The organism is Comamonas serinivorans (genome assembly GCF_002158865.1).
Lineage (GTDB): Bacteria > Pseudomonadota > Gammaproteobacteria > Burkholderiales > Burkholderiaceae_C > Comamonas_E > Comamonas_E serinivorans.
Genome location: NZ_CP021455.1, coordinates 1,008,824 through 1,021,963, shown reverse-complemented (window position 1 = coordinate 1,021,963; position 13,140 = coordinate 1,008,824). Strand labels below are relative to the sequence as shown.

Sequence of the window (13,140 nt, the reverse complement as noted above, 5' to 3'; positions counted from 1 at the left end):
GGGATCAGTGGGTGACATCACGATCATATACACCTCCAAGGCATCAGTCTATCTGTCATATACACCGACGTAGGCACTTTGCGCTGGCAAGCCCAGGTCATTGCAAGAGGTTTCTTGAAATGAAAAACCCCGGGAAATCCGGGGTTTTCGCGCTGTTTCTGGTCTCAATGCAATCTTGTGAAACCTCTAGAAAGAGCTTGATTGGCTCAGACGTTGAACAGGAAGTTCATCACGTCACCATCCTTGACGACGTAGTCCTTGCCTTCGGCGCGCATCTTGCCGGCGTCCTTGGCGCCCTGCTCGCCCTTGTAGGCGATGTAGTCATCGAACGCGATGGTCTGGGCGCGGATGTAGCCCTTCTCGAAGTCGCCGTGGATCACGCCGGCCGCCTGCGGGCCGGTGTCGCCGATGTGGATGGTCCAGGCACGCACTTCCTTCACGCCGGCCGTGAAGTAGGTCTGCAGGCCCAAGAGCTTGTAGGCGGCGCGGATCAGGCGGTTCAGGCCCGGCTCCTCCTGGCCGATCTCGGCCAGGAACATCTTCTTGTCCTCGTCGTCCATCTCGGACAGCTCGGCCTCGATCTTGGCGCAGATGGCGACCACGGGCGCGCCCTGCTTGGTCGCATACTCGGTCAGGCGATCCAGGAAGGGGTTGTTCTCGAAGCCGTCTTCGGCCACGTTGGCCACGAACATGGCCGGCTTGGCCGTGATCAGGCTGAAGGTCTTGACCAGCGGGCGCTCTTCCTTGGTGAAGTCCAGCGTCCGCACCGGGATGTTCTCGTTCAACGCCGCCTGGCAACGCTCCAGCAGGCCCACGAGTTTCTGCGCGTCCTTGTCGCCCGAGCGCGCGACCTTGGTGTGGCGGTGCAAGGCCTTCTCGACCGTGGCCAGGTCAGCCAGGCACAGCTCGGTCTGGATGACCTCGATGTCGGCGATCGGGTCGACACGACCGGCCACGTGGATCACGTTGGGGTCTTCGAAGCAGCGCACCACGTTGACGGTGGCGTCGGTCTCGCGGATGTGGGCCAGGAACTTGTTGCCCAGGCCTTCGCCCGTGCTGGCACCGGCCACCAGGCCCGCGATGTCGACGAACTCGACGATGGCCGGCAGGATGCGCTCGGGCTGCACGATGTCGGCCAGCTGCTGCAGGCGCGGGTCCGGCACCTCGACCACACCCGTGTTGGGCTCGATGGTGCAGAAGGGGTAGTTCTCGGCAGCGATGCCCGCCTTGGTCAGGGCGTTGAACAGCGTGGACTTGCCGACGTTGGGCAAGCCAACGATGCCGCATTGGAGGCTCATCGAAATTCCTTTGTGAATCAACCCTTTGTGCACCACCTGGCCCAACATGGGCGTCATCGAGGTGCCGGCGCTGCGCCTGAATGCAGCGAGCCAGGGTCGTTCAAGAGATGGGGTGGAAATGGGTCAGCGGGAGCGGCTTGGGTCCGCGTTTTGCCACTGAAAAACTGATGTCAATTGTACTGATCACCGATGCCTGACTGCGTCCCAGCAGCTTGAGGGACGGCAGCCTGTTGCGCAACCGAATGCTGTCGGGCTTTGTGGTGCGAATGAACCCCAGAAAGCGCACATTCCGGGTCGCCACGAGCGTGGGCGGCAAGCAGTTCCGGGTCAATCTGGGTTACTGGCCGCTGATGAGCGTGGCCGAAGCGCGTGCACAGGCGATGGCCGTGTTGGCGATGCGTCAGCGTGGTGTTCGACCAGCGGAGACGGTGGCACTGCAAGCGCCTGGGGGCGTTGCCCACGCTACGCGACACCATGCCGGCGTACACGCCCCACCCGCGTGTTGTGCACTGCGAGGCCAAAGGCATCCCGCGCCAACGTCAGCGCCCGGGCAGTGCCACCGTGCCCAACGGATGGGCGACACCGCCATCGCCATGCGAGCCCACCACCTGGGCGATGACCACGTGGTAGCCGTTCAGCCACTCGGCCTGGCGCCGCTTCGCCTCGACATGGGCTGGGTGGCGCATCAGCGTTTCCAGGGCTTCCAGGCTGCGCCAGTAGTACACGTTGGCCATGAGCCCGGTCGCGGGGTTCTCCCAGGCTTCTTCACCCAGGTAACCGGGAATGGCCCGGGCGGCCTGGGCAATGGTCTGGTCGAGCTGGTGAAACTCGTCGCCCACGTCACGCAGGGCAAAGGTGAAGGTCGAGGTGTAGCAGGTGGACATGGCGAGGCGTGGTCAAGGATTCATGCCTGCTCGCGCATGCGCTGCGCGAGTTCGGCGTGGCCGCTGGCGTGCAGGGCGTCGGCCGCGCCCTCGCGGTCGCGGCGGTCTTTGTTCTGGCTGAGCTTGCGCTTGCCCACGAGCGCGGTGACCGCGATCTCGATGCCGACGATGTGGGCCAGCATGTCGCGGATGTAGTCGGGCGGGGCGTCCGACATCTTCCAGGGTTTGGTTTGGCTGGCTTCGTGCCGGCGCGTCAGGCGGCCGACCATGCCGCGCACAAAGCGCTCGTCGTCGCGCACGGTGAGCACGCCATGCGCGTGCACGACCTCGTAGTTCCAGGTGGGCACCTGCCGATGTGTCTCGTGCTTGCTGGGATACCCGTTGGGCGAGACGTAGGCCTGCGCGCCCCGGAACACCACCATCACCGGGCTGCCGGCGCTGCGCTGCCAGACGGGGTTGGCGCGCGCCACGTGCGCCGTGAGCACGCCGTGCGGCCCGGGCTCAGGGTCGTATTCGAACGGCAGGTGGTCGGCGTCCAGCCCCTCCGGGCCGTGGGTGACCAGCACGCCCAGGGGATGGGCGCGGAGGATGCGGGCCAGTTCATCCGGCCGGGTTTCGGCGAAGTGCGTGGGGGTGTACATCGTGGTGGGGAATCGGTCGCGGGCGGTGAAAGGCCCGCACTGTCCCACCAAACCGGTCGCTTGCAAAGCCCCTGAGCAGACGGTGTGCGGACTTGGCCTGCGCGGCGGCAACGGCGTGGCGCGGCCAAAGCCGATCACGGGACGTGGCGACGGTTTGGCCCTGGCGTTTCGGATGCGCCCGGGCCCGCAGACCTTGGCACACGCGAACGGGCTGAGTTCACGCGGATGGCGCCTGACGCGCCGAGCGCGTCGGCCACCTGCCATGGCGGGCGTGACGCATCCCCGCTGGCCCGTAGGCATTCGCCTGTGCGAACAGGTTGGGCTCGCGCGAGCGCCAGCAGCTCTGGACGCATCAAGCCGTCTGCCCTCGGCACCGCGACCACGCGCCAGCCGATGCCCTTCCGAGCCCTTGCAGGCCGGGCCGCACCCACGCCCCCCATGACGTCAACCTTGCCATTTGGTCATGTGTCGTTAAGACACGGCAGGGCACGTTTTTCATAGATTTGTCACTTCCCGCTGGCGCCTCACGACGCCTCCACACGCGGGGGCTCACCCCACACATTCAACACAGGAGATGACCATGAAAACCGTTGCCATTGGCTGCACCCTCGCCCTCGCCGGCTTTGCCCTGCCGACCGCCGTGCTGGCCCAGCCCGTGCATCAGCATGGCCAGAACAACATCGTGGCACCCCATGCCCATGCCAGCGGTTCGGCCCAGCTCACCCGGGCTCAGGTCATGCAGGACTACGAAGCCTTCAAGCAAGCCGGCGGGCTGGACTACGTGAACCTGGGTTACACCAAGCCCAACCAAGCCATGCCAGCCGCCCTGCAGCAAGGGGCCGTACAAGGCGCCGCCCCGGCGCATTCGGGCGCCACGCTGGATCGCCTGTACGGCAACTGATCCTGCAGCGAAGGGCAGCTCCCAAGCAAGGCCAGCCCCCTGGGGGCGCCCGGCGTCGGGGCAGCGGACCCTGCGCGCAGCGCAGGGGAGCGCAGGCACCGGCCACAGGCCGCGGAGCGGCGAGCCATCGCGGCCCGCAGCGCCCTCACCCGCCACGCGCCCGGGCTGCGTGCCCCGGGCTGCGTGCCCCGAGCTGCGTGCCCCGGGCTGCGTGTCTTGCGCAGCAAGCCAGCGTCACAGGCACACCATCCCCCAGGGCCTCGCAAGAGGCCCTGGGTGTTTCTGGCGCGGGCCTCGACGTCGCGCAACCGCGCATGTCCATCGCACACCCGGCGCACAACGCCCAGGCGCATGTCGGGTGCCGGCCGTCGCTGAATGGCCAAGGACGCCGGCCCGCCACGGTGATCGGGACTGCGCGCCACCTTGAAGCTGCAGCAAGTCCAGCGCTGTGGCACGGGGTGGCCTCAACAATGGCCACCCGGACGTTTGAACCCATGGGCTGGATGACAGTCCTTCAGTGCCAGACGGCATCGGCTCGGCCGCATCACCAGGCACGGACGACCACTGCGGGACCTGCGCCGCCAGCCCGGCCAGCAGCAACGCGCCATACAAGATGGGCGCGAGCTGGTGCAGTACCGGACCGAAACCGAAGCGCTGCACGCCACGACCGGTCGCCTCAAACACAAAACATCAGTATGCCGGCATTCTCGTTTTCAATTCAACGGGAATGAACTCATACCCACCTTCTTCACTTCGCACGCGGATGCGCCGGCAGGATGCGGCCATCGACCGCGCTCACGCGCACCTTCACGTCCCGGTTGCGCGCATCCAGCACGGTGATGTGGTAGCTGATGGTGCCCAGGTGGTCGTCCAGCTGGGCCTCGACCGCGCGGCCCGGCTGGTGCTTCAGGGCGACGCGCACGGCTTCGGCGATGTCGATCTTGACGCCCGCGAGGCGGTCGCGGTCCTTGCGGCTGGGCGCGCCATCGGCCTTGCGGTCCAGCGCCTGGCCCGTGGCCGCGTCCAGCGTCAGCTCGACCACCTGGCCCTGGGCGTCCACGCCCTGGACCTCGTACACCGCTTGCTGCCGCTCGTGCTCCAGTTCCACGTCGATGACCGTGAGCCCGTGCTGGGTCTGCGCCGCGGCAATCGCCTGGCCCAGGTCCAGCTTGGCCAGCTGCAGGGCAGCCACCTGCTTGGCTGCGCTGGCCAGCGCGGGCTGCGCCAGCGCCAGGCCCAGGGCCAGCAGCAGGGCATGCATCAGCGGGGCACGCGTCCGGGCCACGGGGGTGGATGGGGCCAACGGGGCAACAGGCAACTTCATGGCGCGACACTCCTGATACGAGGGATGGGATTGGGCCCAGTCTAGGCGCCAAGCGCCCGTCGCCGTGTCCGCCAAAGTCTGCAATGGCGCCAGGACCATCGGGCAGAGGCCACTTCGTCGCCATGGGCGGAAGGGCTTGCGGGAGCAACGCCTTGGCGCCAGCGACCTGTTCGCCCTGGGCGCGTTTCTGGGGATCACGACGCAGGCCTTCCCGGTCCACCCGCATCCCCCCGGCCCGAGCAGACGCCCCAGGCGACCCTTAGACCCGTCGGCCGCACGCCCTGCAGCGCCCATAATCCCCGCATCCCACAACCCCTTCGCCGCGCGGCGCGCACCCCATGCGCACGCGCCACCCGAAGCGCACCTTGCTGGCATGAGTTTTTTCCTGTTTCGCCGCTGCCTGAGCCTGCTGCTGACGCTGGTCGCGGCATCGCTGGTGGTGTTTGGCGCCCTGGAGTGGCTGCCGGGCGATGCCGCCCAGGTGGCCATGGGGCCCGATGCCTCGCCCGAGGTGATCGCCGCCAAACGCACCGAACTGGGCCTGGAGCGGCCCGCCACCGAGCGCTACCTGGCCTGGGTCGGCGGCCTGCTGCGCGGCGACATGGGTCAAAGCCACGCCTACGGCTCGCCCGTGGCCGAGCTGATCGCCGAGCGCCTGGCCGTGACGCTGCCGCTCGCCCTGCTGGCGCTGGCCATCAGCACCGCCGTGGCGCTCAGCGTCGGGGTGTATGCCGCCGCCCACCATAACCGGCTGGGCGATGTGGGGGTGATGACCGTGACGCAGCTGGGCATCGCGGTGCCCAACTTCTGGTTCGCCATCCTGCTGATCCTGGTGTTCTCGGTGAAGCTGCAGTGGTTCTCGGCCGGCGGTTTCGACGGCTGGTCGTTCGACGATGGCCTGGCGGCCGGCCTCTGGACCGGGCTGCGCGCCCTGCTGCTGCCGGCGCTGGCGCTGGCCGCCGTGCAGGCCGCCATCCTGGCGCGCTTCACGCGCTCGGCCGTGCTCGACGTGATGCGCGAGGACTTCGTGCGCACCGCGCGGGCCAAGGGCAACAGCCGCGCGCAGACCCTGCGCCGCCATGTGCTGCGCAACGCGCTGGTGCCCGTGGTCACCATCCTGGGCATGCAGTTCTCCGAGCTGGTGGTCAACGCCATCGTGGTCGAGAATGTGTTCTACCTGCCCGGCATCGGGCGGCTGGTGTTCCAGGCCATCGCCAACCGCGACCTCATCGTGGTGCAGAACGTGGTCATGCTGTTGGCGGCGCTCGTCATCGTGGTCAACTTTGCGGTGGACGTGGCGCACGCCTGCATCGACCCGCGCGTGCGTGCAGGGGCGTTGTGATGACCAACATGCAGCCAGTATCACCCGATACTCGATCAACAAACATCGGTAACAGCCCGATACTGGTCACATCGGTTTCACCTGTTCGCCAAGCCCTGCGCCGCGCGCTGCAGCACAAGGGTCTGGTGATCGGCGGCCTCATCACGGCCCTGGTGCTGCTGGCGGCCCTGCTGTCGCTGGTGTGGACGCCCCACGCCATCACCGACACGGCCATGGACATCGCGCGCCAGGCGCCCAGCCGCACGCACTGGCTGGGCACCGACTCGTATGGCCGCGACGTGCTCTCGCAGCTCATGGTGGGCGCGCAGGCCTCCATCGCCGTGGGCGTGATCGCCGTCGGCATCGGCTTGACGCTGGGCACGCTGCTGGGCCTGCTCGCGGCCAGCGCGCCGGGCTGGCTGCGCGAGGTCATCCTGCGCGGCGCCGATTTCACGCTGGCCTTTCCGGCCATCCTCTCGGCCATCCTGCTGACGGCGATCTACGGCCCCAGCATGACCAACGCCATCATCGCCATCGGCATCTACAACATCCCCGGCTTCGCGCGCATCGCCCGGGCGGCCGCGGCCAGCGTGTGGCAGCGCGACTTCGTGGCGGCCGCGCGCACGGCCGGCAAAAGCAGCTGGGCCATCACCTGGCAGCATGTGCTGCCCAACATCGCCTCGCTGCTGATCGTGCAGGCCACCATCCGCTTTGCCGTCGCCATCCTGGCCGAGGCCGGCCTGTCCTACCTGGGCGTGGGCACGCAGCCGCCGCAGGTGTCGTGGGGCCGCATGCTGGCCGAGGGACAGACCGAGATGTTCAACGCGCCGCTGCTGGCGGTCTGGCCCGGCCTGGCCATCGCGGTCACCGTGCTGGGCCTGAACCTGCTGGGCGACGGCCTGCGCGACGTGCTGGACCCACGCCTGGCGCGCCAGCGCTGAGGGGCAACTTGGGTGCGAACCCCTTTCAACAGGTCAGTATGCGGGTGTTCCCGATGACGTTGAATCGACCTTGTCACCATACCCCCTGATCAGCTGCCCGACCCTGACCCACCCGTGACTTCCCCATGACCTCGCCTGCCGCGCCACCGCCATCGCCCGCTTCTGCCTGGGCGGCCGCGTCGTCGGCAGCCACGCCGGCTTCTGCATCGACCCCCGAGCCCGCAGTCGCTGCGCCGGGTCCGGTTGCGGGTCCGGATCCGGTTGCGGCCCCGCCCGCCATCGACCTGCACGATCTGCGCATCGAGCTGCCCGGCGTGCACGGTCCGGTCACGCCCGTGCGCGGCATCAGCCTGTCGTTGGCCGCGGGCGACACGCTGGGCATCATCGGCGAATCGGGTTCGGGCAAATCGCTCACGGCGCTGGCGCTGATGGGCTTGCTGCCCGACGGCGCGCAGGTGCAGGGCCGGCTGCGCATCGGGGGCCAGGACCTGACACAAGCCCCCGACGCCGCGTGGCGCCGCCTGCGCGGCCGGCACATCGCCATGGTGTTTCAAGAGCCCATGACGGCGCTCAACCCCCTGCACCCCATCGGCCGCCAGGTGGCCGAGCCGCTGCGCATCCACCAGGGCCTGACGCGCCGTGCGGCGCGCGACCGCGCCCTGGCCTTGCTCGAGCGCGTGGGCATCCCCAACGCCGCCCAGCGCCTGGACGCCTACCCGCACCAGTTCTCGGGCGGCCAGCGCCAGCGCATCGTCATCGCCATGGCGCTGGCCTGCAACCCCGAGGTGCTGATCGCCGACGAACCGACCACGGCGCTCGACGCCACCGTGCAGCGCCAGATCCTCGACCTGCTGGCCGAGCTGGTGCGCGAGCGCCAGATGGCGCTCATCCTCATCAGCCATGACCTGGGCGTGGTGGCCCACACCACGCGGCACGTCGCCGTCATGTACGCCGGGCAGTTCGTCGAGACCGGGCCCACCCGCGAGGTCTTCGCCCAGCCGCGCCACCCGTACACGCAAGGCCTGTTCGCCGCGCGGCCAAGCCTCGCGCCCCGCCCCGATGGCGCGCCGCCCGAGCGCCTGGCCACCATCGCCGGCCAGGTGCCCGACCTGCCCAGCCTGGATGCCATGCGCGGCTGCAGCTTTGCACCCCGCTGCGCCCACGCAGCCCCGGTGTGCGCGGTGGCGCCCCCCATGCAGCGGGTGAGCGCGGCACACGGCGTGCGCTGCGTGCGCGTCGCCGACCTCTCCGCTTCCGTCCCGCCGCATGACTGACTTGCGCCCCATCGCCACGCTGCGCCGCGTCACCCCAGCGCTGGCCATGCTGGACGCCATCGTCTCGCCAGACAACTGGGCGGCGCGCCGCTTCAGCTTCGATGCCCAGTGGGCGCCCGGCGAGCAGCTGGCCAGCCTGCGCACGGGCGAAGGCGATGAGGGCTTCCTCTGGTTCGGCGCTGGCGCTGCTGCCGTCAAGGTGTTCGCCCACGAGCAACCCGGCGATGCCGCGTACGTGGCCCGCGTGCTGCGCGAGTTACCGCCGGCCTGCGCGCCGTTTGCGCAAGAGCCCGCGTTCGACCTGGCGGCCACCAGCTGGTGTGCCTGGTGCACGGACGACACGCCAGGCTGGCATGCGGTGCAGGGGGGCCCCTGGCATCCGGACAGCCTGGCGCCTGATCTGCGGGTGTGGCAGGGCACCACCGATGCAGCCCTGTGGTATCAGCGCTGGTCCCGGTCTTACTGGGGCGTGAACCTGCCCATGGACGCTCTGCGTGCCGTCTTCGCCCACCAACCCCTGAGTGATGCGCTGGCCCTGGCCCTGAACCCCACGCATCGCCGCAGGCCTGGCGCGACGAGGCGCACGGCACGGGTTACCCGTGCGCGGAGTGAATCCGCCCGCGACCGCCCACGCCGCCACGCTGTGACCCGCCCCCGGAGAATCGCCCCATGCACACCGCAAGCCCCCACGCCCCCCTGCTCCAGGTCGACCAGCTGGTCCAGCGCTACACGCTGCCGCGCGAGTCGCTGTTCCGGGCCGCGCCCGTGGTCGATGCGCTCAAGGGCGTCAGCCTGACGATGACGGCCGGGCGCAACCTGGGCATTGTGGGCGAATCGGGTTCGGGCAAGTCGACGCTGGCGCGCCTCGTCATGGCGCTGGAAACGCCGACCGCCGGCACCGTGCACATCGCCGGGCAGAACGTGCACGCGCTGGGCGCGGCCGCGCTGCGCCGCGCCCGCTCGGGTTTTCAGATGGTGTTCCAGGACCCGCAGGCCTCGCTGGACCCGCGCATGCCCGTGTGGCGCAGCGTGGCCGAGCCGCTGGCCGCCCTGCAAGCCGTGGGCAAGGCCGCGCAGCGCGATGCGGTGTCGCGGGTATTGGCCGAAGTCGGCCTGAGCGCAATCGACGGCAACAAATACCCCCATGAGTTTTCGGGCGGCCAGCGCCAGCGCATCGCGATTGCGCGCGCCCTCATCACCAAGCCGCGCCTCATCGTGGCCGACGAGCCCGTCAGCGCGCTCGACGTTTCGGTGCAGGCCCAGGTGCTGAACCTGATGAGCGAGCTGCAGCAGCGCCACGGCGTCACCTTCCTGTTCATCAGCCACGACCTGGCCGTGATCAGCCACCTGTGCGACGACCTGGTGGTGATGCGCGCCGGCCAGGTGGTGGAAGCCGGCCGCACGGCCGAGGTGCTGCGCGCGCCGCGCGAGGCCTACACCCGCGAGCTGCTCGCCGCCGTGGCCTGAGTCTGCGGGTCCGTGCATCGGCCAGGAGGCCTTCTCAGCAGCGGCATGGCGATGCGCAGCGCGACCCACGGGGCCTCCTTGCTGGGTTCGGCATACCCTCGTCGCCCCGCAGCGCAACGCTGACAACCTTTTGAAATTCGGGGTATACACCCACACTCGATGATCATCAATCGGTCATCACAGCATACCTGCAAACCTGTCCGTGCCGGCCGCCCCGGCTGCTGAGTGACCGTCATGACGCCGTGCCAGGCGTGATCACACCAAGCCACCCAGCCCGGATCCTGCCGCACGGCAACACCCCAGGGCTGGGGTGAGCGGCCCACACCGACTGCCCGCCATCGCCCCACAGCCCGAAAGGCGTCCAGCCGCGGCCCCATGCCGAGGGGCGGTGAGGGCAACGCGAGCCACGGCTTCCGCGCGCCTCACCCACGGCGCCCCGCCCCGCAGGCCGAGGACAGGCCGCCGGCGCAACGTTTCCCGCATATCGACACGCGCATTGCGCATTTCACAAGCCGGCGGCGGCTGTCTAAGGTGCATCGCTTGCCCTTCATCGCGAGAACACCATGCCCTTTTCCCGATTCACCCCGACCACCGCCCACACCTTGCTGAGCCGCCGCGCGGTGCTGCGTGCGGCCACCGCCGGCGCAGCCGCGCTGGGCTTGCCCTCGGCCCATGAGGCCTGATGCCGCATCGAACGCGCCAGACGCCGGCGCAGGTCGATGACTTGCGCAGCGCCTCGTTCAGCACGCGCTGAAGCCGCGCCTCAGGTGCCCTGGTAGCGCCCGGGCCGGTGGTTGAGCCACAGGAACAGGCTCATCACCATGGCCGCCAGCACCGAGTAGGCGACGCGCTCCAGCGGCACGATCCACAGCGCCAGCAGCACCACGGTGCAGTCGATGGCCATCTGCACCTTGCCGGCGCGGATGCCGTAGCGCTCTTGCAGGTAGAGCGAGACGATGGTCGCGCCACCCAGGCTGGCGTGGTGGCGCGCCAGGAACAGGCAACCCGCGCCCATCAGCAGACCGCCGGCGATGGCGGCATACAAGGGGTTCAGGTACTCGATGTGGATGAACTGCGGCCCCACGTCGGCCATCAGCGCCAGCAGGGCCACCGACAGAAAGGTCTTGAGCGTGAACTCCGGCCCCATGCGGCGCCAGGCGAACCAGTAGAACGGCAGGTTGATGGCGAAGAACACCGCCCCGAACGGCCAGCCCGTGGCGTAGTGCAGCAAAAATGCCACGCCCGCCGTGCTGCCGGTGAGCAAGCCCGCTTGCGCGAACAGCATCAGCGTGAGGGAGACGAACAGCGAGCCGGCGAACAGGGCCTGGGCGTCTTCAAAGCGGCCGTGGCGCAAGGGCGAGCCGGACAAGCCTGCAGGGGCTGGCGATGCGGTGCTCAGCGCAGCGGCCGGCACGGCGGCGGGCGCCACAGGCCCGGGCGGGGTGGATAGCGGTGGGGACATGTCGGGTCAGACAGCAAATGTCGTGCCTTGGCCCAGGGTGAGGGCCGCAGCGAGCCTGGCGTGGGTGACAACCAGGGGAAAACCCGAATTCTACGGAGGTGGCGCGAATTCCAGCCCCTTTTTGGGCCCCAGCGCGCATGCGTAAGATCGCCCCTCAGGGGTCTGCGCCTGCGTTCCTCGACGTGCACGCGCACATCCAGGGGTATACAGCGCCTCTCGTTGCGTTTAAAACGGCAAGTACGGCATACCCCCACAGACACTTCACCGACGCCTTTTTCGTTCATGCCCACGCCTTCTGCCCCCGCCGTCCTGCCCGACTTCACGCTGAGCCCCGCGCTCGCGCCCCTCGATGGGCGCCACCTGCTGGGCGTGCTGCAGTACGAGGCCGCGGACCTCGGCACCCGCCAATCGGCCTGGCGCGCGCGACAAGCCGCCGACCTGCTGACGGCGCCCGCGATCGACGTGCCCTTCAAAGGCCACGCCGGCATCCGCACGGCACAGGACTGGCTGGCGCAGGCCCCGACGTCTGCCCCCGGGCCGCGCCTGCCCGCACCCGATTGGCGCGAAGCCGGTCTGCAGCTGCGCTGCCACAGCCCCACGCCGGTGCAGGCCGGCCACTTCGGGGCCATCCGCTACCGCGAGTCGGGCGCGCTGCTGTTCGGCGCCCTGCACATTCCGCTGCCCGCGTCGGGGGCCTGCGCGGCCGCCGTGCGCGCAGCCTATGCCGACCTGTTCCGCCTGCTGACCGCCAGCGGCAAGCCCCACCTGGTGCGCATCTGGAACTACGTGCCGCGGGTGACGGCGATCAACGACCAGGGCATGGAGGTCTACCGCGACTTCAACCTCGGCCGCAGCCAGGCCTTCGACGCCTCGGGTTACGACACGCGCCACATGCCGGCCGCCACGGGCATCGGCTGCGAGGGCGACCACATCGCCGTGGCCTTCCTCGCCAGCACCGAGGCGGGGCTGAACTTCGAGAACCCGCGTCAGATCTCGGCCTACCGCTACCCGGCCGTGCACGGGCCGCGCCCGCCCAGCTTTGCGCGCGCCACGGCCTGGCCCCACGGGCGCCCGCAGTGGCTGTTCATCTCGGGCACGGCCAGCATCATCGGCCACCAGACCGTGCACATCGACCAGGTGATGGCGCAAACGCGCGAGGCCCTGAACAACGTGCGCCTGTTGCTGGCCGCCCGGGGCGCCAGCCTGCACGATGTGGACCTGCTGACGCTCTACGTGCGCCACGCCCGCGACGTGGCCGCCGTGGCCGCCCACGTGGCCGCGGCGCTGGCCCCGCAGACGCGCATGCTGGTCACGCAGGCCGACATCTGCCGCAACGACCTGCTGGTGGAGATGGAAGCCCTGGCGCGGGTGGCCTGACCCGGCGGGCCACGACGCGTCGCTGCTGACACGGAGGCCCTCACACACAGGCCGTCGCCGCCTGGCTGCAGGCCCATCCAGGCGCCTGCCGGCGGTCGCCGCCGCTGCACCGGCAAGCGCCTGAACGGGGCAAACGTGCCACAGTCTGGTCCCACGGGCCGCGCGTTTGGGCACACTGGCGGGCAAGGCCAAGCCGAACGCACGTCGGCAGCACCCGCCCACCGGGCGCCAGCACGCCTCAGGCCGGCCA

At 69.4% G+C, this 13,140-nt stretch carries 12 protein-coding genes and 1 pseudogene; 8 read left to right on the top strand and 5 right to left on the bottom strand.

All coding sequences use genetic code 11. From position 1 onward, the window contains the following. Nucleotides 1-206 precede the first annotated feature (206 nt). Nucleotides 207-1,298: a redox-regulated ATPase YchF gene (ychF, locus tag CCO03_RS04295; RefSeq protein ID WP_087284158.1), complete on the bottom strand. Its 1,092-nt coding sequence runs from the start codon at nt 1,296-1,298 to the stop codon at nt 207-209. Nucleotides 1,299-1,540: 242 nt separating this feature from the next. On the opposite strand from ychF, the pseudogene CCO03_RS20710 reads away from it, so the two are divergent. After that, nucleotides 1,541-1,666, top strand: a pseudogene (locus CCO03_RS20710) (hypothetical protein); the annotation flags it as partial. A gap of 171 nt (nt 1,667-1,837) precedes the next feature. Here CCO03_RS20710 and CCO03_RS04290 read toward each other — a convergent pair. Together CCO03_RS04290 and CCO03_RS04285 are read right to left on the bottom strand one after the other, a co-directional pair. Then, a complete protein-coding gene (locus CCO03_RS04290; RefSeq protein WP_087277706.1) occupies nt 1,838-2,182 on the bottom strand; it encodes an antibiotic biosynthesis monooxygenase family protein in 345 nt (114 codons plus the stop codon). 20 nt (nt 2,183-2,202) lie between these two features. After that, nucleotides 2,203-2,823, bottom strand: coding sequence for an FMN-binding negative transcriptional regulator (locus CCO03_RS04285; RefSeq protein WP_087277703.1), 621 nt, complete (start codon nt 2,821-2,823; stop codon nt 2,203-2,205). A 580-nt stretch (nt 2,824-3,403) separates the two neighbouring features. On the opposite strand from CCO03_RS04285, the gene CCO03_RS04280 reads away from it, so the two are divergent. Continuing rightward, the gene (locus CCO03_RS04280; RefSeq protein ID WP_157667492.1) at nt 3,404-3,724 is read left to right on the top strand and encodes a DUF4148 domain-containing protein; all 321 of its coding nucleotides are present in this window, start codon (nt 3,404-3,406) and stop codon (nt 3,722-3,724) included. A 748-nt stretch (nt 3,725-4,472) separates the two neighbouring features. On the opposite strand, the gene CCO03_RS20045 is transcribed toward CCO03_RS04280, so the two are convergent. Further along, entirely contained in the window at nt 4,473-5,048 is a 576-nt protein-coding gene (locus tag CCO03_RS20045; RefSeq protein ID WP_169717452.1) for a PepSY domain-containing protein, read from the bottom strand. A gap of 373 nt (nt 5,049-5,421) precedes the next feature. Between CCO03_RS20045 and CCO03_RS04270 the strand changes: the two genes are divergently transcribed. The 5 genes from CCO03_RS04270 (at nt 5,422) to CCO03_RS19490 (ending at nt 10,734) form a co-directional block, all read left to right on the top strand. Next, on the top strand, nt 5,422-6,390 hold the full coding sequence (locus tag CCO03_RS04270) for an ABC transporter permease (RefSeq protein ID WP_087277693.1): 969 nt from the start codon (nt 5,422-5,424) through the stop codon (nt 6,388-6,390). Between the two features lie 8 nt (nt 6,391-6,398). After that, nucleotides 6,399-7,310 carry an ABC transporter permease gene (locus tag CCO03_RS04265; RefSeq protein ID WP_087284154.1) on the top strand — a complete coding sequence of 304 codons (912 nt, stop codon included), beginning with the start codon at nt 6,399-6,401 and terminating at the stop codon, nt 7,308-7,310. Between the two features lie 125 nt (nt 7,311-7,435). Then, nucleotides 7,436-8,584: an ABC transporter ATP-binding protein gene (locus CCO03_RS04260; protein ID WP_087277690.1), complete on the top strand. Its 1,149-nt coding sequence runs from the start codon at nt 7,436-7,438 to the stop codon at nt 8,582-8,584. Nucleotides 8,585-9,253: 669 nt separating this feature from the next. Beyond that, the gene (locus CCO03_RS04255) at nt 9,254-10,051 is read left to right on the top strand and encodes an ATP-binding cassette domain-containing protein (RefSeq protein ID WP_087277687.1); all 798 of its coding nucleotides are present in this window, start codon (nt 9,254-9,256) and stop codon (nt 10,049-10,051) included. Between the two features lie 563 nt (nt 10,052-10,614). Beyond that, nucleotides 10,615-10,734 (top strand): twin-arginine translocation signal domain-containing protein, encoded by a 120-nt coding sequence (locus CCO03_RS19490; protein ID WP_157667490.1) that lies wholly within the window; start codon nt 10,615-10,617, stop codon nt 10,732-10,734. Nucleotides 10,735-10,814: 80 nt separating this feature from the next. On the opposite strand, the gene CCO03_RS04250 is transcribed toward CCO03_RS19490, so the two are convergent. Beyond that, nucleotides 10,815-11,513, bottom strand: coding sequence for a YitT family protein (locus CCO03_RS04250; protein WP_087277684.1), 699 nt, complete (start codon nt 11,511-11,513; stop codon nt 10,815-10,817). Between the two features lie 282 nt (nt 11,514-11,795). On the opposite strand from CCO03_RS04250, the gene CCO03_RS04245 reads away from it, so the two are divergent. Further along, complete coding sequence (locus tag CCO03_RS04245; RefSeq protein ID WP_087277681.1) at nt 11,796-12,890, top strand: chorismate transformation FkbO/Hyg5 family protein; 1,095 nt, start codon at nt 11,796-11,798, stop codon at nt 12,888-12,890. Nucleotides 12,891-13,140 lie beyond the last annotated feature (250 nt).